At 39.6% G+C, this 26,103-nt stretch carries 18 protein-coding genes and 1 pseudogene; 12 read left to right on the forward strand and 7 right to left on the reverse strand.

Annotated features, from left to right (window positions below; translation table 11 throughout):
- Positions 1–181: 181 nt before the first annotated feature.
- From AC012T_RS07635 to AC012T_RS07665, 7 genes and pseudogenes are all read right to left on the reverse strand, one after another.
- Positions 182–1,123 (reverse strand): LysR substrate-binding domain-containing protein, encoded by a 942-nt coding sequence (locus AC012T_RS07635; protein ID WP_487064510.1) that lies wholly within the window; start codon positions 1,121–1,123, stop codon positions 182–184.
- A 247-nt stretch (positions 1,124–1,370) separates the two neighbouring features.
- Positions 1,371–2,165, reverse strand: a complete 795-nt coding sequence (gene ccmO, locus AC012T_RS07640) for a beta-carboxysome assembly protein CcmO (RefSeq protein ID WP_015212734.1) — start codon at positions 2,163–2,165, stop codon at positions 1,371–1,373.
- A gap of 52 nt (positions 2,166–2,217) precedes the next feature.
- On the reverse strand, positions 2,218–2,982 hold the full coding sequence (ccmN, locus tag AC012T_RS07645) for a beta-carboxysome scaffolding protein CcmN (protein WP_487064512.1): 765 nt from the start codon (positions 2,980–2,982) through the stop codon (positions 2,218–2,220).
- A 163-nt stretch (positions 2,983–3,145) separates the two neighbouring features.
- A pseudogene (gene ccmM, locus AC012T_RS07650) lies at positions 3,146–4,815 on the reverse strand (beta-carboxysome scaffolding protein CcmM).
- Positions 4,816–4,930: 115 nt separating this feature from the next.
- Positions 4,931–5,230 (reverse strand): beta-carboxysome shell vertex protein CcmL, encoded by a 300-nt coding sequence (gene ccmL, locus AC012T_RS07655; RefSeq protein ID WP_487064514.1) that lies wholly within the window; start codon positions 5,228–5,230, stop codon positions 4,931–4,933.
- A gap of 6 nt (positions 5,231–5,236) precedes the next feature.
- Complete coding sequence (locus AC012T_RS07660; RefSeq protein ID WP_015212738.1) at positions 5,237–5,581, reverse strand: carbon dioxide-concentrating mechanism protein CcmK; 345 nt, start codon at positions 5,579–5,581, stop codon at positions 5,237–5,239.
- 89 nt (positions 5,582–5,670) lie between these two features.
- Positions 5,671–5,979, reverse strand: coding sequence for a carbon dioxide-concentrating mechanism protein CcmK (locus AC012T_RS07665; protein WP_015212739.1), 309 nt, complete (start codon positions 5,977–5,979; stop codon positions 5,671–5,673).
- A gap of 657 nt (positions 5,980–6,636) precedes the next feature.
- On the opposite strand from AC012T_RS07665, the gene AC012T_RS07670 reads away from it, so the two are divergent.
- From AC012T_RS07670 to AC012T_RS07725, 12 genes are all read left to right on the forward strand, one after another.
- The gene (locus tag AC012T_RS07670; protein ID WP_487064517.1) at positions 6,637–8,493 is read left to right on the forward strand and encodes an NAD(P)H-quinone oxidoreductase subunit F; all 1,857 of its coding nucleotides are present in this window, start codon (positions 6,637–6,639) and stop codon (positions 8,491–8,493) included.
- A gap of 220 nt (positions 8,494–8,713) precedes the next feature.
- Positions 8,714–10,213, forward strand: coding sequence for an NADH-quinone oxidoreductase subunit M (locus AC012T_RS07675; protein ID WP_487066503.1), 1,500 nt, complete (start codon positions 8,714–8,716; stop codon positions 10,211–10,213).
- 102 nt (positions 10,214–10,315) lie between these two features.
- Positions 10,316–11,449, forward strand: coding sequence for a CO2 hydration protein (locus AC012T_RS07680; protein WP_487064519.1), 1,134 nt, complete (start codon positions 10,316–10,318; stop codon positions 11,447–11,449).
- 153 nt (positions 11,450–11,602) lie between these two features.
- On the forward strand, positions 11,603–12,376 hold the full coding sequence (locus AC012T_RS07685) for a COP23 domain-containing protein (RefSeq protein WP_487064521.1): 774 nt from the start codon (positions 11,603–11,605) through the stop codon (positions 12,374–12,376).
- A 351-nt stretch (positions 12,377–12,727) separates the two neighbouring features.
- Positions 12,728–14,950 (forward strand): FG-GAP-like repeat-containing protein, encoded by a 2,223-nt coding sequence (locus AC012T_RS07690; protein WP_487064523.1) that lies wholly within the window; start codon positions 12,728–12,730, stop codon positions 14,948–14,950.
- A gap of 501 nt (positions 14,951–15,451) precedes the next feature.
- On the forward strand, positions 15,452–16,177 hold the full coding sequence (locus tag AC012T_RS07695) for a peptidylprolyl isomerase (protein ID WP_487064525.1): 726 nt from the start codon (positions 15,452–15,454) through the stop codon (positions 16,175–16,177).
- An 87-nt stretch (positions 16,178–16,264) separates the two neighbouring features.
- Positions 16,265–19,270, forward strand: a complete 3,006-nt coding sequence (locus tag AC012T_RS07700; protein ID WP_487064527.1) for a peptidase domain-containing ABC transporter — start codon at positions 16,265–16,267, stop codon at positions 19,268–19,270.
- A 92-nt stretch (positions 19,271–19,362) separates the two neighbouring features.
- Positions 19,363–20,946: a beta-barrel domain-containing protein gene (locus tag AC012T_RS07705; RefSeq protein ID WP_487064529.1), complete on the forward strand. Its 1,584-nt coding sequence runs from the start codon at positions 19,363–19,365 to the stop codon at positions 20,944–20,946.
- A 586-nt stretch (positions 20,947–21,532) separates the two neighbouring features.
- Positions 21,533–22,387, forward strand: coding sequence for a glycine-rich domain-containing protein (locus AC012T_RS07710; protein ID WP_487064531.1), 855 nt, complete (start codon positions 21,533–21,535; stop codon positions 22,385–22,387).
- Positions 22,388–22,483: 96 nt separating this feature from the next.
- Positions 22,484–24,139 carry a tetratricopeptide repeat protein gene (locus AC012T_RS07715; RefSeq protein ID WP_487064533.1) on the forward strand — a complete coding sequence of 552 codons (1,656 nt, stop codon included), beginning with the start codon at positions 22,484–22,486 and terminating at the stop codon, positions 24,137–24,139.
- Between the two features lie 77 nt (positions 24,140–24,216).
- Positions 24,217–24,882 carry a sigma-70 family RNA polymerase sigma factor gene (locus tag AC012T_RS07720; RefSeq protein WP_487064535.1) on the forward strand — a complete coding sequence of 222 codons (666 nt, stop codon included), beginning with the start codon at positions 24,217–24,219 and terminating at the stop codon, positions 24,880–24,882.
- Positions 24,883–24,888: 6 nt separating this feature from the next.
- Positions 24,889–26,010, forward strand: coding sequence for a DUF1822 family protein (locus AC012T_RS07725; RefSeq protein WP_487064537.1), 1,122 nt, complete (start codon positions 24,889–24,891; stop codon positions 26,008–26,010).
- Positions 26,011–26,103 lie beyond the last annotated feature (93 nt).

Below are 26,103 nucleotides of genomic sequence, written 5' to 3' on the forward strand. Positions count from 1 at the left end.
GTTTTGCCTCATGTTTAACAGTTATAAATTTATCAGTTATCAGTTATCAGTTTCATCGTTTGGAGTTAAATTCCTCACCGTGATTCTAGATAACTGTTCACTGGTTTCATGTTTCTGTTAGTTCATTGTCAATGGTTTGAGGTTGCACCGTCAAGCGGACAGGAAAATTTGGATGTAAAGTTTATTCTGGAAATTTATCAACCGTAATACTTAGAGGGGTAAGGTTTTGCGCTACAATCTTTTTTGCCGCCTCTAGCAGATACTCATAATAAGTACGTGCAACAATAGATAACTGCTTACCTGCTGGGTAAACGATATACCAAGTGCGTTTAATGGGAAAATTCTGCACATCCAAAATGCTGAATTCATGAGCATCTGTCAATAAAGTATGACGAGATAAAACCGAAATTCCCAAACCTCCAGCTATTGCTTGTTTAATTGCTTCATTACTACCCAATTCCAATTTCACTTTTACCTTTACCCCATGTTCGTCAAAGAGACTCTGCACAGCGCGACGTGTACCCGAACCAGGTTCACGCATAATAAAAGGTTCTTCTCCTAACCGTTCTATAGGAATATTTTTTTCCTTTGCCAAAGGATGATTAGCAGGTGCAAAAACTACCAAAGGATTTTCTAAAAAAGGCTCGAAATTGATATCCAGATGATCTGGAACTTGGCTCATAATATACAAATCATCCAAATTACCAATCATACGTTCCAAAATCCGTTCATGATTCGTAACTTGGAGCGATATATCAATTCCCGGATAAAGTTGACAAAAAGGCCCCAACAAACGGGGAATAATATATTTAGCCGTAGTGATCACAGCCAATCGTAATTGACCTTGTTTCAGCCCTTTTAAATCTGCCACCGTCATTTCAAATTGGCTGATAGTTTCAAAAATCTGGCGACAAGTAGCAAATAACTCCCGTCCCGCTTCTGTCAAAAATAACCGTTTCCCCACCTGCTCAAATAATGGCAACCCTACCGATTTTGTCAGCTGCTTGATTTGCATTGATACGGTGGGTTGGGTGAGAAATAATTCTTCAGCAGCACGGGTAAAGCTACCGTGCCGTGCAGCGGCCTCGAACACCTTCAACTGGTGCAGCGTCGCTTGGTTCAAGGTGATTCTCCTCTAAATAGCAATTCGTAGACATATATTTCAGTATTGCCTAACACTAGCCAATTATGTAATGGCACACATACCAAGTTATGAGTCTAAGTATAGACAAAAGTCTATGCTCGCTATCAGAAGTGCGGTATTGGACTTATGGAGTGAAGAAGTTATCATCAGAAAACAAGCAAATGACAAAATGCCTTCCAACTCAAGATGAATGCTGAATATTGAATAATTTATTATTTAGAATTCATCATTCATCGTTCCATAGTTCTTCCTTAATTTTGACAGGCAACCTGGCTAAATCTGGCAATTCCACAGCTTCCGCATCTACAATTTTATCCCTGATATTCAAGGGGATATTTAACGGTTCACGTTCTTCTATCCAACAACTTGCGATCGGTAAGGTTAGCTCCATTTCATCCAAAGGACGAGGAATTACCATCACCGCGTTTAATTCCCCAATGCGTTCAGCCTCAAACATTCCCGCTTCTACGGCTACGGCCACATTAGCCACAGAACCACGAATAATAGCTGTACACAAACCCGCACCAATTTTTTCATAAGCTGCCAAATGAACATCAGCAGATTTGAGCATGGCATCACAAGCGCCTACCATTGCCGGAAAACCCCGCGTTTCCACTAAACCAATTGCTTGATTACTCAATCGGCTATAACTGCCTTCCTCCATCAATTTGCTAATGCGGTTAGTAATCGGCAACACAATATCAAGGTTGGGATAAGGTCTGGGAATCACCAAACTAGAAACCAACTGACCAAATTGTTCAGCAGTTTGTACGCCAGCTTCCACAGCCAATCGAACATCAGCAATACCACCCCGGATAATTGCTGTGCAGTGACCACTACCTATTTTTTCATATCCAACCAAGTGAACCCCGGCCGATTTCAACATCATGTCAGCTGTTCCAACTATTGCTGGAAAGCTAAGAGTAGATACTAAACCCAAGGCAGTATCCTTGAAGTTGTCTCGATGACGGCGACGTGATGGCTGGATAGTGGTAAGAGACCGTTGATTAGATGTTTCCATCATGAATTCTCCAGGATACTCACAAAACTCTCCACTTAACAATTAACACTTACTACAAGGAATTGTCAGAGTGTTTGTCGTTCAAGGATTGTCTATGGGGAAACAATGTGATCAATAGCCTATTGATGCTACCTTGTCCGTAAATTTGAGTGCCAAAAGTATTATTAGCTTCAGTTTCAGCTTGGCCGAGTGCTGCTTCTGAATTACTAATTTCGGCAGATTCTGGGGTATTAGGTTCTTCTTGGTGAGATTCAGCAACTTGAGCCTGTTCCTCAACTGGGGGAGATTGGCTTTTGGGAGTCGGAGAAGGCTGAGAAACAGTATTCGACTGGTGTTGGAACTCCACAAAGGCTGAAGCTGAAAAATGAGTCGAAGAAATTACTTTTTCTTCTTGCTTTTCTTCTCCAACTTTTGTAGCAGTGGAATTATTAATGGATGGTTCAATTTGTTGGGTTTCTTTAACTTGGCGACTGGTGTCTCCCAAAAGCGACCCAGGTGCAACCACTTCTCCCGGTGCGACAGAACAGTTGAATACTGTCGTTGCTGCACCAATACAAGCATTAGCACCGATTTTGCCTTGACCAACCATCAAAAAACCGGCTCCCAGATTCACTCCTGCTTCTACTTCTAGAATACCCTCATTAACCTGGAGAATTGACCCCATGCCAATACAGACCCCAGGACCAATAATAATTTTACTGTTGGTAGCTGCTTGGAGTATTACTCCTGGAGCAAGTACCGCGCTCTTATGAATATTCACCTCGCCACTGATATACGTATCAAAATTGTCGCTGAGGCGAAGCAACGGCACAGACATGGAATTTATTACCTCGGAAGCCGGAACAATGAATATTGAGAATTAATTTGAGATAGGGAGGTGGGGAGGTGGGGAAATGGAGAGATGGGGAAATGGGGAGATGGGGAGAAATATTTACCTCCTGCCTTCTGCCTTCTGCCTCCTGCCTCCTGCCTCCTGCCTCCTATGGACGTTGGATAATTGCTTCCAACACGCGGCGTTTAGCTGCGGAATCAATACCAATCAAGCGTACATATTCACCTGCATATTCAGAAATGATAGCTTCTAAGGCTGCGATCGCATCTCGTTCAGATGTAGCCTGAATCTGACCGCAGCTTGCCCAAGTACCTGTTCGGAAACGTCTTTGATCTACGTGTTCAACACTAATCTTAAACCCACCGGTTAACAACTGTCTCAGCTGGTCTATTACTTCCGTACTCAAGCGAGTGCTGGTTGCAGTTGCAGTTGCAGTTCGACCACCATAATTGGCAGCTACTGCTGTTTTAGCACCACCTGAAGATACTTCTTGACCGTTAGGACGCTGGATAATTGTTTCTAGTACCCGACGTTTGGCTTTGCTGTCAATGCCAATTAAACGCACATATTCGCCTTGGTGGTTAACCATGCATTCTTCCAAAGCGGCAACTACATCATTAGCTGAGGTTGCTTCAATGGGGTTACAACTTTCCCAAGTACCTGTACGGAAACGACGCTCATTTACGTGTTCTGTACCAATTTTGTAACCATTAGCCAAGAGTTGGCGAATTTGGTTAACAGTTTCAGCACTGAGTCCACCAATAGCCACAGCACCGTTACCATTCCCGTTGCCATTGCCGTTGTAGCTCTTGAAAGATGTAGCCGCAGGAGTTTTAATACTAGATGTACCTGCAACTACACCATCTGGACGTTGAATGATGGTTTCTAAGACCCGTTTTCTACCGCTATCAATGCCGAACAAACGCACATACTCTCCACTGTGGTCTATTAGACAAGATTCTAATGCTGCGATCGCTTCTCCTAAAGACCTAGTTTCAATCGGCTGGCAGCTTTGCCAAGAACCTGTGCGAAAACGTCTTTGATCTACATGTTCCGTGCCGATTTTATAACCTTGATTTAGTAAATAACGCACGTGTTCTACTGTTTCTGCACCCAATTTGCTTGCCACTTCACTACTCCTTTCCAACTCTTCAACAACAATACTTCTTGTATAAGATTTAGCCCCAGCCAGATTAAGCTCATCCCGAATTGGGGTAATACACTTAAGATCCTCCGCACAGCGATAACCAGTCCGCAAAGCCTGGTTAATCCCCACAACGTGGTGAGCAAATTCCTCATCTTGAGCTTGGACATCTGGCAAGCGGTCAGCTTGCTGCTGCGTAGTAATTATCGAGCCAGAGGCTACGTATTTACCTGGGGGAATTTCTACATCTTGGATTAAAGCGTGCATCATGACGATGCAACCAGCCCCTACCCTGGCATTAAATACCGTGGAGCGAAAGCCAATAAAGCAACTGTCACCAATGTATGCTGGCCCATGAATGAGCGCCATGTGGGTAATTGAAGCATTGCTACCAATCCATACCGAGTATTCTTGACCATCATCACCAATTACTCGGCCTTGCTCCAACCCATGAATTACTACACCATCTTGAATATTAGTATTTTCACCAATAAAAAAAGGTGTTCCTTCATCTGCTCTAATCGAAGTCCCTGGAGCAATAATCACATTTTGACCCAGGTGTACATCCCCAATAATGAGAGAAGAAGAGTGTACAAATGCGGTTTTATGGATATCGGGTTCAGCTAAACTCCTAGACCACGGGGTTGGGGGGCCGCCGTGCTGCGGACTGCCATCGCGAGATTCCTCCTGAAATAAGCTTTTTGTCAGTGATTCAGTTATCAGTGGAAAAAGGCAATAGGCAATAGTTTATTCTCGCTTCCTGTTCCCTGTTCCCTGTTTCCTGACTATCTATATTTGGTCTTTTTTGCTGTAAAGGAGGCGATCTTCAACATATACAGTATCTATTATCGCCACTACTGCTGCATCTAACGGACGTTGTTCATTGCCAAGAACTTGACGAGCGGCACCATTACGACTAAACAGCACCCACTCTTCCACTCCTGCTCCGACATTATCGGCTGCTACCTCATATTCTGGCAGGAGTTTTCCGTCTTCATCTACTAATTGCAACAGCAGTAGTTTGACACCTCTAAGACTTGGATCTTTTTGCGTGCTAACTACTGTGCCACGAACTTTGGCAATTTGCATTCTAAATTATGGTCTTCTGCCGAAAGGACGAATCGCGTTTACACCTTCCCGGAACTGCTCTACATCTTCTGTATAACGAATTGGTAGAACGTATTCCAAGTTTTCGTGAGGACGAGCAATGATGTGTGTAGACAGCACTTGTCCACCGTTGACTCGCTTCACATTTTCAACTCCAGCTGCTACTGAAGCTTGTACTTCGGAAACGTCACCACGAACGATGACTGTCACCCGACCACTACCGATTTTTTCATAGCCTACTAAGGTAACGCGAGCAGCTTTCACCATTGCATCAGCAGCTTCCACTACTGCTGGAAAGCCCAGCGTTTCAACCATTCCCACTGCAATTGACATTATTGTAAATCCTTAAATCAAGTTTTCCGACAAGCCTAAATTTCCACTCAAGCAAGCAACACCGTTAATCGCTTTGTTTAAACACTTTATTAAGTGCGGAACTGTTCTACTGCTTCTGTGTAACGAATTGGTAAGACGTATTCCAGGTTTTCGTGAGGACGAGCAATGATGTGAGTAGACAACACTTCTCCGCCATTTACTCTTCTGGCTGCGTCAACTCCAGCTGCTACTGAGGCTTGTACTTCAGATACATCACCCCGGACTATTACGGTAACACGCGCACTACCGATTTTCTCATATCCTACCAAAGTTACACGGGCTGCTTTCACCATCGCATCAGCAGCTTCTACTACTGCTGGAAAGCCTTTAGTCTCAATCATTCCAACTGCAATTGGCATCGCAGAACTCCTAAAAATTTAATCAATTAGTACTATGGGTTGAAATTTTTGACGGGGATGCTTATCTTGAGGGAAGAAAATACTTCTAAAATTAAGCATATAAAACCTTGGCATCCCTGGCAACATAAATTACTATAATAGTTTGTAATAAAAAAGTTTTAGAAAACTTAACAAAACTTAATACACTCCTAAATTTGATCAAAGTTCACGGTTTCCTAGAGCGACCGCTTATGCTTTATAATTTCTTTATTACATTTAGAAAATCACATTCATAACCAGGGCTAACCATATCTGGTCAGGATTGAGCAGAGGCTGTATATTCTACCGTCTCGGTCTTTCCTCAATTTTTGCTATTTGCACAGGTATTAAATGAAAAATATATAACTTTTTTAAATATAAACTATAAAATTCTTTGCACCAAGTAGAAATATAAATTTCTACCCGGATGATTAGTAAAGGCAAGTAAATGCTGTTAAATCTGTAAACTGATATTTAACTGCCATTAAATAGCGCACATTAAAGTAAAAATGCTGCTTAAAGTTTATTTGGAAAATAGTTAAAAGAAACCTGATTTTTTCAAAATTAACGTTTTTAAGCAAAGAATTGTTTTTAGGGTGTCTAAGAAACTAAAAGCTGAGTCGTCTAAGGAAAATCTAAATGAATGAGTTTCTATTTTTTACAAGTTGGTTTGTACCTTTTTATAGCTTACTAGGGGCAGTTTTCACCTTGCCTTGGAGCATAGGAATAATTCAAAGAACAGGTCCAAGACCTGCGGCCTACTTCAACTTGTTGACGACTTTAGTAGCTTTCGTCCATAGCCTGTTTGTATTTCAAAATATCTGGGATAGAGATCCAGAAACTTTAGTAATCACTTGGTTCCAAGCTGCGGATTTTAACTTAACATTTGCTTTAGAACTGTCGCCGATCAGTATTGGTGCAATAGTTTTAATCACAGGATTGAGTCTGTTAGCTCAAATTTATGCCTTGGGTTACATGGAAAAGGACTGGTCGATCGCACGTTTTTTTGGACTACTGGGATTTTTTGAGGCGGCCTTGAGTGGTTTAGCGATCAGTGATTCTCTGTTTCTCAGCTATGCCTTGTTGGAAGTTCTCACCCTTTCCACCTACTTGCTAGTTGGTTTTTGGTATGCTCAACCATTGGTAGTAACAGCAGCACGGGATGCGTTTTTAACCAAACGGGTGGGAGATTTATTATTACTGATGGGTGTAGTTGCCCTTTCCACCCAAGCTGGTAGTTTAAACTTTTCCGATTTGTATGAGTGGGCGCAAACTGCTCATTTAAGTCCATTAACATCAACATTACTGGGGGTTGCTTTGATTGCTGGGCCTGCTGGTAAGTGCGCTCAGTTTCCCCTACACCTGTGGTTAGATGAGGCAATGGAAGGGCCTAACCCAGCTTCGGTGATGCGGAACTCTTTAGTAGTTGCAGGTGGTGCTTATGTGTTGTACAAAATTCAACCCTTATTAGCACTCTCACCAGTGGCACTAAATGCTTTAGTCGTGATGGGTACAGTGACGGCATTAGGTGCAACCTTGGTGTCAATCGCGCAAATTGATATTAAACGGGCTTTATCTCATTCTACAAGTGCCTACATGGGGTTGGTATTTTTGGCTGTGGGTTTACAGCAAGGAGGTGTAGCTTTGATGTTGCTGTTGACTCATGCGATCGCCAAAGCATTATTATTCATGAGTTCCGGATCTATCATCTACACTACCCAAACTCAAGATTTAACAGAAATGGGTGGTTTATGGTCACGGATGCCAGCCACTACCACAGCCTATGTCGTTGGTTCAGCTGGTCTAGTGACACTATTACCTCTGGGTAGCTTTTGGGCAATGCTGGCTTGGGCTGATGGCTTGGTGAAAGTTAATCCTTGGGTAATTGTGGTTTTAATATTAGTCAATGGGTTGACAGCATTGAATTTGACCAGGGTTTTCCGCTTAATCTTTTGGGGAGAACCCCAACAGAAGACTCGCCGCGCCCCCGAAGTTGGCTGGCAGATGGCCTTCCCAATGGTGACATTGACGATATTGACCCTACTATTACCCCTCATGCTACAGCAATGGTACTTATTGCCAGGATGGGAAAGTATTGATTGGTATGTGGTATTAGCTTTGCTAACTTCTACTGTACTGGGGGTGGGTATTGGTGCAACAATGTACCTACATAAAGCTTGGTCAAGATCCAGGATTCTGGCATGGAGATTTATTCAAGATTTACTTGGTTACGATTTTTATATTGACAGAGTTTATCGTCTCACCATCGTCAGTGCTGTTGCTCTGTTATCAAAGATTTCTTCTTGGAGCGATCGCTATTTAGTCGATGGTTTCGTAAACTTAGTCGGTTTTGCTGCCATTTTTAGTGGTCAAAGTTTAAAGTACAGCATTTCTGGTCAATCTCAAGCCTATATGCTGACCATTCTCGTAGTGATTAGCGTCCTTGGTTTCTTTATTAGTTGGTCATTAGGCTTACTTGATAAATTACCTTTTTAATAGTACCGAGTACCGAGTATCGAGTACCGAGTAAACAGTTAAGAGTAAGGAGTTCTCTTCATCTCCCCCTTCATACCCATCTTCTTCGTCTCCCCATTCCCATTTCTTGAACTGCTACCGAGTACCGAGTATCGAGTACCAAGTAAACAGTTAAGAGTAAGGAGTTCTTTTCATCTCCCCCTTCTTCGTCCCTCCATTCCCATTTCTTGAACTGCTTATGATGCTGAGTACGTTGATTTTGCTGCCTTTACTTGGTGCCGCCTTGATCGGTTTCTATCCCTATCCTATCAATGGGAAAGTGTCCCGTGCAATGGCTTTGTCCGTGTCTGTAATGATTTTCTTATGGACAATTTTCCTGGCGATTCAGTTTCATTCAGAGGAAGTCGGGATACAATTTTCTGAATCTTTACCTTGGATAGAAGCCTTGGGATTAAACTATAATCTAGGAATAGATGGTTTATCATTGCCATTATTATTGTTAAATGGACTTTTGACTGCCATTGCCATCTACAGTAGCGATGAATCTCTTCAGCGTCCTAGATTTTATTACTCGTTAATCCTACTCCTGAGTACTGGGGTGATAGGAGCATTTTTGGCACAGGATTTATTATTATTTTTCCTGTTTTATGAGTTAGAACTAATTCCCCTATATCTGCTAATTGCAATTTGGGGTGGCGCAAAGCGTGGTTATGCAGCTACCAAGTTTCTGATTTATACAGCAGTTTCGGGAATCTTGATTTTAGCTAGTTTTCTGGGGATGGTTTGGTTAAGCGATTCTCCAAGCTTTGGACTAGCAACAATCAACGCCCATAATCTACCTTTAGCGACTCAATTATTACTACTGGTAGGCATTTTGATAGGTTTTGGAATTAAAATTCCCCTGGTTCCCTTTCATACTTGGTTGCCTGATGCCCACGTCGAAGCTTCTACACCAATTTCTGTTTTATTAGCTGGGGTATTGTTGAAATTAGGAACTTACGGTTTACTCAGATTTGGAATGAACTTGTTGCCGGCAGCGTGGGAATATATAGCACCGACTTTAGCAACATGGGCAGTAATTAGCGTATTGTTTGGTGCATCTTGTGCGATCGCTCAAACTGATATGAAAAAAATGGTAGCCTACAGTTCTATCGGACATATGGGCTATATTTTGTTAGCAGCAGCAGCAGCTACACCTCTAAGCGTATTAGGTGCTGTCATGCAAATGATTAGCCACGGCTTGATTTCTGCCATGATGTTTTTACTGGTGGGAGTTGTCTATAAAAAAGCTGGTAGCCGTGATTTAGATGTTCTTCGCGGACTGCTGAACCCAGAACGGGGTATGCCCGTGATCGGCACCTTGATAGTTTTGGGAGTCATGGCTAGTGCTGGGATACCGGGAATGGTAGGTTTTATTTCCGAATTTATTATTTTTCGAGGCAGTTTCGAGGTTTTTCCAGTACAAACCCTGTTATCAATGCTGGGTACAGGTTTAACTGCTGTTTACTTCTTAATTCTTCTCAATCGCGCCTTTTTTGGGCGGTTATCTGCACAAGTTACCAATCTGCCACGAGTTTATTGGAGCGATCGCATTCCTGCATTTATCTTAGCTGTCTTAATTGTGATTTTCGGCATCCAACCATCTTGGTTAACGCATTGGAGTCAAGCAACAATCACCGCAATGGTAAATACACCAAGCCTAGTAGCAAATGCACAAGTAAATAAAGCTGGTAAAACTTAAAAGATATTAGTTTTGTGGTAGAGCTTAAATTCTACTACAAGCTAATTCTTAACTTTTTATCCCTCAACCGTGATTTATTTTTAATTTTCTGGAGAAATAGTAATGGTTAATCTTAGAAAGAAACCTGTTGATAAGCCCTTATCTGAATATATTCAACGGTTAATAAATGGAGGTGCATTACTCTCTGATAGTCCAGAAAATGTTATGGAAGTAGTGGGCATTCTCAAAAGCTATGGTGTAGTTTTAGATGCCTATTCCAAAAATCTAATTTACATAGCTGAACATCAATTTTTAGTATTTTTTCAATTTTTTAAATATTTTAATGGTGAGGTGTCTTTCGCCAAATTAATTCGTCACTGGTGGCATGACAGAATTAATTTTGAATATGCAGAATATTGTCTGAAAGCCATGATGTGGCATGGTGGTGGTGGATTAGACACATATTTAAATACCGCAGAATTTAAAACCAGAACACAGGCTGTTATTGCCGCTAAATTTCAAAAAAATCCCTTAATTTTAGGACTTAACCAACTGTTTCCCGACTTTCTTACAGAACAGTTGCGAGTCTCAGCTTATTACACAGGCTTAGGTCAATTTTGGCGAGTAATGGCTGATATGTTCCTGAGTTTATCAGACCGCTATGACAACGGCGAAATCAAAACTATTCCTCAAGTTGTAGATCACATCAAAGCAGGTTTAGTCGCAGATGCTTTAAAACCAATTACTTATGATGTCAAAATTGATAACGAAGTCTATGAACTTATTCCTAAATCAGTTGGTTTGACTTTTTTAGCAGATACAGCTATTCCATATGTAGAAGCAATTTTTTTCCGGGGAACCCCTTTTGCCGGCACAGTTTCCCTCAATGCTCAAGCTTATCAAATTCCCCCAGATCAGTCTCGATTTCAATATGGTGCATTATATGCAGATCCTTTACCTATAGGTGGTGCAGGGATTCCTCCCACGTTGTTGATGCAAGATATGCGTCATTATTTACCAGAATATTTACATGATATTTATCGTCGCAGTCGTCGTGGTGAAGATGACTTACGTGTACAAATTTGTATGAGTTTTCAAAAGTCAATGTTTTGCGTAACGACAGCAGCGATTTTGGGATTGTCACCTTATCCTATAGATACACAAGATCCATCTGAGCAAACAGCTAATCTTGTTTATTTAGAAAAGTGGATGGATAGGTTAAAAAACTCACAGATATTGGAAGTGAATAAATCTTGAGCAAAGCAGGGCTATACAGCTTTTAACCTGATAAAAAGGGTGTACGTGGCAGAACAATTGCAACAATAAAAAGAAAAATAAGCTTCTCAGATGAATCAAAAAATAAAATTCTTCGTCACTAGATGTATCAGTGAAATATTTAAAGGTTGAATTATGTCATTACAACCACGTCAAGTTTTATTTTTGAGTAGTCTTAGCTTATCCTTACTTCTTAGCAATTCTGTAGCCTTCGCCCAAGTTGACGGTGTTGTTGTCCCCACAGTACCATCCGGCTCATCAACAACAGTACCACCCAGACCATCTACTAATATACCGACTTCAAGCAGCGTTGACAGCAGCAAAAGATTTAGCTGTCAATATTATAATGGTAGATATACTGTAATGTACCAGCCCCAAAGTCAACCAGGTCAATTCTTTGCTTGGGCAGCACCTCAAGCTTTGGGTGGTGGTTGGACACCACAAAATCGTTGTGAAGCGATCGCAACTCGTTTAGAATTATATCGCCCAGATGGCTTACAAGAACTCCAGATAGCTGTAGAAAATAACGAAAATATTATCTGTGTCACCACAGAAGCTAACACAGGTTGTCGAATTGTACTCACAGTGCCTCGTGGTCAAGACCCTTATGCTATCCGCAGTAGTGTTTTCAATAACTTGGCCACTGCTGACAACGGTCAGCAAACTATAGCTGTGAATACCTATGCTAATCGTAACCAAGGAGGAGCTAATGAATTATACAACTTGGGACGCAGCCTTTTAGGTGGTGGTAATAATCGTGTTAATTCATCTAAAAATGGCATTAATTTGAAACCTTTCCTAGATCGCCAAGATGGTGGTACAGCAAGTAACTTGCGAAATGGAGTCTCAATTGGTCGTCCTTCTCGACCACAAAATACTACTATCCTCAACCCTCGATTATTCCGCTGATTTAAGTAATGAGACAGAATTAATTACACACTCTCAACGAGTGAACTTCATTTTGTCCGACTACTGATGATGTATCTCAGCTAAATATTTCCCGTTGAATCTTGGCTTCCTTGTACGTACTGACAAGGAAGTTTTGGCCTGTAGGTAATTTTAAGACTTAATTAATATAAATTTTACGTAAAAATATGGTGAGAATTCTCGATTATTCAAGATTTTTAGCTTACATTGATTGGTGAGAATTTCAGAAAAGGCATTATTTGTCAGGAGGTGGGAGTGATCCTGATCCAGACAAATATGACAGTTTTCAATTTAGATAAATACAGTGTTACAACTTTATCCAGGAATAAGTAAATGACAATAACATTTAGTACACCCAACGATATTAACGTCGGTTCTGAACCCTTTTCAGTAGCTGTAGGAGACTTTGACGGGGATGGTAATCTAGATGCAGCAGTAGCAAATTCTCTTGATAAAACAGTCTCAGTACTTTCGGGTGATGGATCAGGTGGTTTTTCCCTGATTTCTAGTCCCGCTGTAGGCTTATATAACCCTATTTCAGTCGTTGTAGGAGACTTCGATGGGGATGGTAATTTAGATTTAGCAACAGCAAACTTTGACTTACCTGATCTCCAAACCGTTCCTCCAAACCTAAATCCTGATAGCAATATCTCAATTTTACTGGGAGATGGAACTGGTAATTTTGACACTCCCATTACAGTTGCTGTCCCTGGAACAAATCTAAGTGCAATCTCCCTGGGAGACTTCAACAAAGATGGCAAGCTAGACGTAGCTGCGGGTAATTTTCTCAGTTCTAATGTGTCTGTCTTCCCTGGAACTGGTTTAGGTACATTCGGATCTGTTCAGACCTATCCAGTTGGTAACAATACTCGTGCGATCGCAGTAGAGGACTTCAACGAAGATGGTGTTCCAGATATAGCCATTGTTAGGTCTGGTGCTTCAGTTGTGTCAATACAGCTGGGAAATGGCTTAGGTGGCTTTAACCCTAAGAATGACTTTAATGTAGGAGCAGAACCTCAATCAGTGACTGTAGCAGATATCAACGGTGACGGACACCTTGATTTATTGGTAGGCAACAGTGATGATGATAATGTTTCATTACTTTACGGTGATGGCACAGGTAACTTTGGTACTGCTACTAACTATGGCGCAGGAAATGGTTCTCGCTCCGTAGCTGTGGGAGATTTTAATGGTGACCACAAACTAGACTTATTAGTAGCTAACCAACTCGGTAATAATATTTCTGTGTTGTTGAATACTACTGTAGGAGACAATTTCATTGGCACTCCTGGCAATGACACTTACACTGTTGATAGTATAGGTGACACCATCAACGAAGGCTTTGATGCTGGTATAGACACAGTTAAATCTTCAGTTACCTATACTTTAGACGACAACATAGAACGTCTAACTTTAACCGGGACTAATAATATCAACGGTACAGGTAACATACTAAATAACAACATCACAGGTAATAGTGGCAATAATATCCTTGATGGTGGCGATGGTAACGATAACCTCAAGGGTGGAGATGGTGATGATACCCTGATTGGTGGTCTTGGCAATGATAATCTCAATGGTGGTACAGGTGCTGACAGTCTAACTGGTGGTGACGGTAATGATATTTACACTGTTGATGATGTGGGTGACACAGTTACCGAAAACGCCAGTGCTGGCATAGATAAAGTTAATTCTTCTATTACCTACACATTAGGTAATGACCTGGAACATCTGACGTTAACCGGGACTAATAATATCGACGGTACAGGTAACATACTAAATAACAACATCACAGGTAATAGTGGCAATAATATCCTTGATGGTGACGATGGTAACGATAACCTCAAGGGTGGAGATGGTGATGATACCCTGATTGGTGGTCTTGGCAATGATAATCTCAATGGTGGTACAGGTGCTGACAGTCTAACTGGTGGTGACGGTAATGATATTTACACTGTTGATGATGTGGGTGACACAGTTACCGAAAACGCCAGTGCTGGTATAGATACAGTTAAATCTTCTATTACCTATACATTAGGTAATGACCTGGAACATCTGACGTTAACCGGGACTAATAATATCGACGGTACAGGTAACATACTAAATAACAACATCACAGGTAATAGTGGCAATAATATCCTTGATGGTGACGATGGTAACGATAATCTCAAGGGTGGAGATGGTGATGATACCCTGATTGGTGGTCTTGGCAATGATAATCTCAATGGTGGTATTGGTTATGATTTTTTCCGATTTAATGCCTCCAATGAAGGAATTGATAAAATTTTAGACTTTTCAACTGTGGATGACTTAATTGAGGTGTCTGCTGGTGGATTTGGTGGTGGATTAGTTGTAGGTAATTTAGCTGCTTCAGCTTTCCTTTCTGGTGTAGGTAGCACTACAGGTACTACTGCCGATCATAGATTTATTTACAACACTAGTAATGGTGCTTTGTTCTTTGATACTGATGGCGTTGGTGGTGCAGCTAGTGTTCAAATAGCACTTCTTAGTACAATACCTAGTCTCAGTGCTGCTGACATTTCTGTTATCGCCTAAAACACTTAGCCAGCTTGCTAATATTTTTGTAGGGCTGGCATTTTTCCTGGCTGACAATGAGAAATAGTAAATGAAACCGCGAGGGGATAAAGAGAAAATTGTGTGATTTTTCTTTACCCTCTGCGTTTTAATCTTGTTCTAGAACAATACAAAATTTATTTTATAAAAGGTGTAACTATAGATTTATGGTGACTACAGACTCAATTGTCCGACTTTTTTGTACCTGACTGCCAATTTAAGGTTGCAAATTCAAAAAATTATGATAATTTGGTACGATATCTGCAAATATGTATGCCTTTGTTACCAACGGTGATCAAAAGATATTCGGTTTATACTAATACCTTTGGTAACATCTATTGATGCATACGAAAAGAGCTAAACACCAGGGCTGAGATTGTAAAGAATTGTATAAGCTTAATCCATATATAAACTATCAACAATCTGTTTCTACTATGTTTTTAACAACAATTTATAACGGTGTTAACCTTGTTTACAAGTGATATGAATCAAGTTCTGCAATTTAGCGATGCCTCTGGTGAGCATAGCCCACGCTTACTGACAGCCCCAGAAGTTCTACAATTACTAGCTAAATACCAATTAATTCCTCCATTACTCAAAGAAGTGATCATTGATCAAGCGATCGCACAGATTGAGTGTACGCCACAAGAAGAACAACTTGCCTGTGAACAGTTAGCTCAACAATATCAAGGGCGACAAGAAATCAGTTCTGAGCAATTGAACAGCACAGCCATTCGTCAATTAAAACTAGAAAAATTCAAAGAAGCTTCATGGGGACAAGATTTAGAATCTTACTTCTTCCAGCGTAAACCTCAGTTGGATAGGGTGATCTATTCCCTAATTACTACTGCTGATATCGGTATTGCTCAAGAAATATATTTCCGCATCCAAGAAGGAGAACAGTCCTTTGCTCAATTAGCGCGGGAATATGCCCAAGGGCCGGAAGCTCAAACAGATGGTTTAGTGGGTCCAGTAGAATTACAATCTCTTCATCAATCGCTAGTGAGAATTTTATCCACGAGCCAACCACGACAAATTTCACCACCCACTCAAATAGGAGAGTGGATAGTGATTGTGCGGTTAGAGAAATTACTGCCCGTGCAGATGGATCGCCCACTGCGTCAGCGATTGTTAAATGAACGTTTTCAGGGTTGGTTGCAAGCACAAATATCTGCACAAAATTGGCAAATTACAGAATTAGAAGGATGAATTAGCGGCGAGATGAATAAATAGCTCAATGATGTTGAAAATATTAACTTTCCCAAGCCAATAGTAAATTAACTAATTTTCATAAACATGACTTATATAAAGAGCGCTTTTGAAGAATTTCTGACTACCGTTGATGGATTTGAACAATTATCAGCAGCGGAAAAAAATAGTTTTTTATCACAACAGCAAGCCTTACGCTACCGGATCGGTCAAAAAATAATTAGTAAAGAAAAACTACCTGACCGGATAGCAATTCTTTATGAAGGACGAGTGCGGCTGTTAGCGTATGACCCCCAAACCCAATTACCAATTACCTTAAAAATACTGGAACCGGGAGCGATAATCGGTGAAATTAGTTTATTGAGGCAGATTGCTTGTGAAACAGCGATCGCATCCACCGAAGTCATCTGCTTAACTTTAAGTACAGTAGATTATTTACATCTGCTTTCCCAAAACCCAGCTTTTGCTCATACCCGTCAGAACTCTAGTCACATCATAGAAGTATTCGACGTTCTCAGCCCCCAGTTAGCCCAGCAAGCCAACGCAGGTTTAAATCTCAAAGAAATTAGCCAACAAGCTTTATCAGGGTCAAAAATCCATTATGTAGAACCAGGAAAAACCCCCTTCAGTCAACTAGATGACAATCGCATCTGGTTTTTTAGTGGTGGTGGTACAGTAACCAATCTCTCCCCAGGTTCTCAATTAGAATCAAGCAATGGCAAAAATTTTCTCGAAGTAACAGGGAACGTTCCCGCACGGTTACTAGGTATAAATCCCACAGATTTATTATTCCTGAATAATGATCAAGTAGAACAAGAACTTGCAGGTAGTCAATTACAAATTAGAGATGAGTTAGACATTCCTTACGCATCAACAGAGGAAGTTTTTCCATCACCATCTGATACACCACAAGTTAAACAAAAACATCTAAACTATCCATTTTTTCGCGCCCAGGGTGAATTAAATTCCACCCTTGCTTGCTTCCAAATGCTCGCCAAGCACCTAGAAATTCCCTTCCGAAAGGAGGTAGTGCGGCGGATTTTAAATGAGCAAATGAAACGCCAAGGAAGTATATCCTTTCAACTTTGCGCTTATTTAGCAGAATTAATCGGACTCAGATCCCAATTAGTAGATGTTCCCGCTGCTGCGATCGCACGTATTCCCGCACCAGCCTTAATTCAATATAGTGATAGTTTTGCTGTTATCTATGCAGTAGATGCAAATACAGTAGTTTTAGGTGTACCTTCCAAAGGCATTATCCGCTGCAAACCAGGCAAACTATTAGAAGAATTAGAGACTGACGAAAACAATTTACAGCCGCAACTCAGAGTTTTATTACTCAGCGCTACCCAGGAAACACCCCAAGAACGCTTTGGTTTGCGCTGGTTTTTACCCTACTTATCCAAATATCGTCGCGTCCTCATAGAAGTATTCATCGCGTCCTTTTTTGTACAATTAGCAGCTTTAGCGAATCCCCTTGTTATTCAGTTAATTATTGATAAAGTCATCGTTCAAAATAGTATTAGTACTCTGAATATTTTAGGAGTTTTACTATTAGCGGTTGGTGTATTTGAAGCCATACTCACTACACTGCGAACATACTTGTTTGTGGATACAACCAACCGCATTGATATGAGTTTGGGGTCACAAATTATTGACCACTTACTGCGGTTGCCACTCCGTTATTTTGAACGCCGACCAGTAGGCGAATTATCTACTCGTGTCAATGAGTTAGAAAATATTCGTCAGTTTCTCACAGGTACTGCTCTAACTGTGGGGTTAGATGCATTATTCTCTGTGGTGTATATCATTGTCATGATATTTTACAGTTGGAAACTGACTGTAGTTGGTTTAGGGACAATTCCTTTATTTGTGGTAATTACATTAATTGCTGCCCCCACAGTCAGCCGACAATTACGTGTAAAAGCTGAACGTAACGCTGCAACTCAATCTTACTTAGTTGAGGTCATGTCAGGGATTCAAACAGTGAAAGCGCAAAATATTGAATTGCGATCGCGCTTTTCCTGGCAAGAACGTTACGCTAAGTTTGTGGCCGCAGGGTTTAAAACCGTGATCACTTCTACCCTGGCTAATTCTACCAGTCAGTTTCTCAACAAACTCAGCAGCTTACTAGTGTTGTGGGTAGGAGCTTATTTAGTATTGCAAGGAGAGCTAACTTTAGGAGAATTAATCGCCTTTAGAATTATCTCCAGTTACGTAACTAGTCCCATATTACGTTTAGCGCAAATCTGGCAGAACTTCCAAGAAACTGGGTTATCTTTAGAACGTCTCAGCGATATTGTTGATACCCCACAAGAAGCAGAAGCAGACAAAGGCAACATTCCCTTACCTGCAATATCTGGTGCAGTCAAATACGAAAATGTTTCCTTCCGATTTGCCCCCAGTGGACCACTCCAACTCAATAATGTCAGCCTCGATTTCCCGGCTGGTAAATTTGTCGGTATTGTGGGACAAAGCGGATCAGGTAAAAGCACAATGATGAAATTACTGCTCAGACTTTACAACGTCGAGTCAGGCAGAATTTTGATTGATGGTTACGACATTGGCAAAGTAGAACTTTATTCACTGCGTCGGCAAATTGGAGTCGTTCCTCAAGATCCGTTGTTGTTTGATGGCACAGTCCAAGAAAACATTGCGCTAACTAATCCCGAAGCCACAACAGAGGAAATTATCGAAGCGGCGCGGATTGCTGTAGCCCATGAATTTATCATGAATCTACCCAATGGTTACAACACCAGAGTAGGAGAAAGAGGTTCAGCCCTTTCCGGTGGACAAAGACAGAGAATTGCGATCGCACGTTCGATTTTACAAAAGCCTAAATTATTAGTTTTAGACGAAGCCACCAGCGCCTTAGATTATCCCACAGAGAGACAAATAGGTCTAAATTTAGCCAGAGCATTTCAAGGAACTACCGTCTTCTTTATTACTCACCGTCTGAATACTGTCAGTAGTGCAGATACGATAATCGTCATGGATGGTGGTAGGGTAATAGAGCAAGGTAGCCATCAAGAATTAATGGCTACTAAAGGTCATTATTTCTATCTTTATCAACAACAAGAAGTTAATTTGTAATTTGTATGGGCGGCTAAAACCCGTCCTGCAAATCAGTTATTTAACCTATTGAAAATTAAATTTTCCATTCAACATCACAAATCTAAAATTATATGACTCTACTTAATGGACATCATGTAAACGGTAATGGCAACGGCAACGGTAATGGTAACGGCAAAAAGCAAGATTCCCAAGTGCTAACACTGCCAAAAAAAGCTGCCAAAAATTCCTTAATTACCCCTTATCAGGATAGTTTTGAACAATCTGTAGTCCTACGTCAGTCTCCTATTTGGTCACGTACCATCATGATCACCTTGATGGGGTTAGCTTGTTTTGGGATTGCTTGGGCTAATTTTGCCAAAATAGAGCAAGTCGTTCCCGCAACAGGTCAATTAAAGCCAGAAGGAACAGTTAAAGAAGTACAAGCTCCCATTAGTGGTGTGGTGAAATCTGTTTATGTCAAAGACGGGCAAGAAGTAAAACCTGGAGACTTACTCTTAACTTTTGATTCTATCGCCACCTTAGCGGAATTAAGCTCCTTAAATAAAATTCGCGTGGCTTTAACCAAAGAAAACGATATTTATCGGCGCTTGATGGGAGCAAGCACAGGTACAGCATCAGAATTAGACTTTTTACGGAGTAGCTTACCAGCAGAATCTGCTTTTCTCCTCAAAAGTCGCGCATCATTAGTGGCTGAAAATGAACTACTGCGTTCTCAATTGAAAAATTCAGGAACAGAATCAGGGAATGGAATTGACGAACAACAACGTCTTATTGCTGCTAAAACAGAATTAGATTCCCGATCTGCCGCAGCAAATTTGGAAGTAGAAAAAACAAAAAAACAATTATCACAAACAATATTAAAACGACAAGATACTCAAAGTAGTTTAGCAATTCAGGAAGGGATTTTAAATAAACTCAAAATCCTAGCAGAAGAAGGTGGTATTTCTCAACTTCAATATCTTAACCAGCAACAGCAAGTACAAACTCTCAAGGCTGAAGTAGCCCAATTAATTGAAGAAGAAAAACGCCTTCAGTTTGATATTCAAAAAAGGCAACAAGAAGTAACTAATACAGTCGCATTTTCTGATAAATCTGTGTTGGATAAGATAGCTGATAACAAAAAGCGGATTGCAGAAGTCGATAGCCAATTCATGAGAATTATCCTGGATAACGAGCAGCGATTGGCAGATATTACGAGTAAGATTTCGCAGACACAATTAAATATTAGATATCAAGAACTTCGCGCACCTGTAGCGGGTATAGTTTTTGATATGCAAGCTAAAAATCCTGGTTTTGTAGCCAACCCCACACAAAAATTATTGCAAATTGTCCCCAATGATAAATATATTGCTGATGTATTTATCACCAATAAAGATATTGGATTTGTCCGCAAAGGCATGAAAGTAGATGTAAGAATTGACTCCTTCCCCTTCAGTCAGTTTGGCGATATTAAAGGTGAGGTAATTGATATTGGTTCAGATGCTTTACCCCCAGATCAGACTCATCAATTTTATAGATTTCCAGCTACTATCAGCTTAGATAAACAATACCTGGAAATGACAGGTAAAAACATCTCTTTACAGTCTGGTATGTCAATTACTGCCAACATTAAAGTACGCGAAGAACGAACAGTCATGAGTTTGTTTACTGAGATGTTTACCAAGCAAGTTGAGAGTCTCAAAGAGGTACGTTAATATTACAGTACTCATAATGGGCTGTAATACGCCTGTGCAGTAAAAACTGATAGGACTAGCCCTTTCAAGGTGACTAACGGAAATACGTCATTTCCGTGAGATCATCTTAAATCCTCCGCCCATATTTTGGGTTTTTTGAAGGTTTAAACAACTAATCTTCGTTCCAAATTTCATCACCTTGAAAGGGCTACTGATAGGACTTACGTATTGATAAAATCAATCAAATATGTATTATAGATTTTATCTCTTGTAGGATGCGTCAGACCTGATAATTGAGCATCTAACAGATTTTCTTTATCTGACGCACCGCACTAATATGTGATTCCAAAAAGCTGAAACTAGGCAGTTTCGCTAACACATATTATGTGAAGTTTGTATAGTGCGTAAGTCCTAACTTATTTTGTGTCTCATTTACCGGGAAGAAGCGGTATCTAGTTTATATTCACTCTATTTTAGAGGCGTTGCTTGCAACGCCTCTACTTTTTTGGAGATATTTTCTATAATTGTAAACTTTTGTAAAGTTATAGATAACATCACCCTGTGTTGATAGAAGAACTCATAGAAACAAGATTAATTCCCAATATCTATGAATCTTCAGCAAGCAGAATTGTATCAACGCCTTCAAGAATTTTCTTTAGATGAACAAAACGTTTCTTTCTCTTTTAGTCAGAGATTAGCCAGGGAGAATAACTGGACAATTGAATATACTCAACGAGTAATTGATGAATATAAAAAATTTGCAGTTATTGCTGTTTTCGCTGGACATCCAGTTACACCATCTGATCAAGTAGATCAAGTTTGGCATTTACATTTAACATATACCCAATCTTATTGGGATGATTTTTGTAAAATATTAGGTACACAACTAGATCATGGTCCGACTCGTGGTGGTATCAAGGAATATAATAAATTTAATAATTGGTATCTGAATACTATAGTCAGTTACGAACAGTTTTTTGGAGAAACTCCACCCATAGATATTTGGCCAGATTCTCATATTCGTTTTGATAAAGAAGCTAATTTTCAGCGTGTAGATACTCACAAAAATTGGATTTTACCCAAACCTGTATTTAATTTACCAAACATCAATATTTCTCGTTTTATTCCCGATCATTTTTATTTAGCATTATTGTTTACCTTGACATTAATCCTTACCAATTCTCAGATTTTATTAGCATCAAATAACAGCAGTTCCCAAAGTTACGAAAATTCTATAGGATTCTGGTTTTTCTTGATAGTAGTTGGTTCTGTGATCTTTGTGATATCTACATCTGCTAGAAGTGGTGGTGGTGGTAGCAGTGGTTGCAGTAGCAGTGGTTGCAGTAGTAGTGGTTGCAGTAGTAGTGGTTGCAGTAGTAGTGGTTGCAGTAGTAGTGGTTGCAGTAGTAGTGGTTGCGGTGGTGGTGGCTGCGGTGGTGGTGGCTGCGGTGGTGGTGGTTAATCGTTTTCTAGGCTATTGATTTTTGTCTCACGCAGAGGACCAGTTGGGCGGTTGTAGCAACTGGTGTAGCGCAAAGAACGCGGAGAAAAGGAAAATATGAAGAAAATTTCGATCAGAAGAATTTGGTTTTGTTTAATTGCTATCTTGGTAACGGTTCTGATTACATTTACTCATGCTGTTGCCCAGGAATTACCGTTTTATTGGAACTATATCAACGTTAACATCGACGTGCAGAAAAACGGAGATATGTTGATCACAGAAACGCAAAAGTATGTATTCAAATCAGATTACTCAAATCAACGATATCGCTATATTCGCTTAGATAAAGTTGATGAAATTACAGATGTAACAGTTGAAGAAAATAATCAAGTTATCCCTAGTGAAACCGGAATTAAAAATAATCAGTTTTGGATTAGTTGGCAACATCAATTAAAACCACCAGAAACACATACATTTGTTTTAAAATATCGTGTAATTGGTGGATTACAAATTAATAATGATAATACTCAGGTTTACTGGAAAGCGATTTTTGCAGATCGCAAAGCCCCAGTTAAAGCAGCAAAAGTTCAGGTACAATTACCGGAATCTTTATCTGGGAAAGTCTTGGAATTTAAAAATTTTGGTGCTGCGGCTACAGCCCGTCAAATAAATCCGAAAACATTCGAGTTTGTTGCTAATCAGTCTATTCCACCACAAGAAAACTTAGAAATTCAGATTACATTTCCTAGCAACATTCTCAATATCACTAAACCTAATTGGCAACAAGGTAACTTCTGGGACAATTGGCAAATTATACTGGCTGGGTTATTTGTACTAGTTTTTTTTTCAAAAATAATTTTAGCAATTAATAATCGCCAATGTCCTCACTGCAAAAAATTTACCCTCAACTGGACTTATAAAGAGTTTATTGTTACAAGCATTAGAGGAAAACAAAGAGTTATCCGATTCATACAGGAATGTAAAAACTGTTCTGACCATAACAAGGATGAAAAAGCGATTTCGGGAAATAGTGAAAGTAGTATTTTTCGTGAAGATGGTGGTAATACCCCCAGTGAATCAGGAGATGTAAAAGAGGCGATTAAATATTACAATCAAGGTAATACTTACGCTAAATCTGGTGATATTAAGAGAGCAATTAAATATTACAATCAAGCCCTAAATATTAATCCCCACTTTGCAGAAGCTTACTATAAACGAGGTCTTGCCCACAATTATTCAGGAGATAAGCAAGCGGAGATTGAAGATTTTGATCAAGCTTTGCGTATTAATCCTAACTATCTAGAAGCTTACATTAATCGAGGTGTTTCCCGTCGTGAATTTGGAGATGTGAAAGGGGCGATAGAAGATTATAACCAAGCTATACGTCTTAATCCTAATTATGCACAAGCCTACCAAAATCGAGGTTTTGCTCGTCATGAATTGGGAGATATAAAAGGGGCGATAGAAGATTACAACCAAGCTCTGCATATTAATCCTAAATTGGCAGAAGCCCACCATAACAGAGGTCTTACCCGCGCTCAATTGGGAGATATGAAAGGAGCAATAGAAGATTACAACCAAGCTCTGCGTATTAATCCTAACCTTGCAATAGCCTACTTCAACCGAGGTACTGCTCTCCTTCAATCAAGAGATAAGAAAGGTGCAATCGCTGATTTGCAAAAAGCATCTAAACTATTTCAACAACAAGGGGAAATAGTCCAATATCAATATATTATTGATTTAATTCAGAAGATAAACATTGATCGAAAATAGGGAAAAAGGTTTTTTGCCACTTTATAGCAATCTCAAAAGAATGGTATTATGTATCACGATTAAATCAACATAATCACATGGATGAATTAGAAGCAAAAATCCTCCAACTTATTCAAGAAACCTGTCAACATTATAGGGGCAGTATTGCCCGTCAAAAAGGACTCAATCAAATTATTTTAATGATTCAAAAAACAGGTAAATTATTGCGCGGTACAGGTATACCTGATGCTGAAGAAGCTTTGCAGGAAACTTGGTGGTTTTTTTGCCGAAATCTTTGTGAAGCGACTACTGCAAAAGAATCTTATAATCCTGAGAAAAGTAGCGTTATTACTTGGATTAATAATTACTTAAGTTATCGTTTACAAGATAAACGAATTAATTATTATGAACAAAAAAATAAATTTGATTTACTCCTAGAAGACAATGAACAACAAATAGATCCTGCAAATTTAATTCCTGCACCACCAGAACCAAGACCAATATTAAATGAAATTCAAGAATGGTTAAAAATAAATTCTCTAGAACTGCAACGTATTCATATAAGAGATCGTCCTGATGTTAATTGTTACGTTTTAATTGCTCGTCGTTTACCACCGGAAACATCTTGGATAGATTTATCTAAAGAGTTTGGTATACCTGTAGCAACTCTTAGCAATTTCTATCAACGTCAATGTTTTCCCCGTCTCCTCAATTTTGGTAAATCCCAAGCTTATTTTGATAGCGAAGGTTACTTTGATATATAGCAAGTCATGAATTATCCTACTGAACAGCAAAGCATTTCTATTCCTATTTCCGCAAAGTTCCGAGATACAGCCTTAAAATTTGCCCAAGAACAACCAAATCAACAAAAAGCTAAACTCGTATATCTGAATACTTTAGCTGTACAAGTTGTAAATAATTATTTGCAAATATTAGATATTTCTACCGCATTAGAAGCCAGCTATAGTTGGGATTGTTGGGGAAGAATGGGTGGAGATATGGCAGATTTGGTATTAACTGGAATCGGACATTTAGAATGTAGATATATCAGAACAGGAGAAGAATTTTGTTATATTCCTCCTGAAGTCTCTAATAATCGTTTTGGTTATGTAATAGTAGAAATTAATCAAACTTGCCAAGAAGGTAAAATCAGAGGCTTTCTACCCGAAGTTACCACAACAGAAATTAAATTGGAACAGTTACAACCATTAGAATTTTTAATAGAACATTACCATCAATTTTCTGGTGTACAATTAAGACAATGGTTGGAAGGAATATATACATCCCAATGGCAAAGTATTGAGGAATTAGCTTTACAAAAAAGTCCACAATTAGCCTTCCGTTCTTTAAAAGTGCGAGGCTTTGAAATAGACACACCCAAAAAAGTTTGGCAAGTTATTGAACAATTATATCCCCAGCGCAGTTGGGAAAAAATCTTGCCATCAACATTATTACCTAATTCAGATGTAGAAGTAACAGATATTATTGTTCATCTTTTACAAACTACTAATGATGAAGAAATTCGTTGGACTCTAGCAGAAGTTTTATGGACAATAGCACCAAATCATCCTGTAATTACTGCTAGAAGGATTATGGATTTAGGAATGCAGTTGGCAGGAAATCCTGTAGCTTTGATGGTGGCTATTTTACCCAAGCTAGATCAAAGTTTTGCTGTGCTTCTGCGGGTATATCCAATGGGAAATCAATTTTATTTACCAACAAATTTAAAATTATCAGGATTATATGAAAATGGACAGCCATTTTTAGAAGTTCAAGCTAGAGAACAAAAAGATAATTATATCCAATTAAAATTTTGTGCTGAATTAAGTGAAAAATTCCAAATTCGGGTTACTTTAAATAATGCGACCATTACAGAAAAGTTTGCAATTTAAACCAATACGATTTAGTTAAAAAAAATGTGAGTTGGGTTGTTCGCGTCAGCATTGCGAAGCCATAGAATTGAACCTCAGCAATTCGCGGAAATA

This window comes from Anabaena sp. EIM26, from assembly GCF_057568715.1.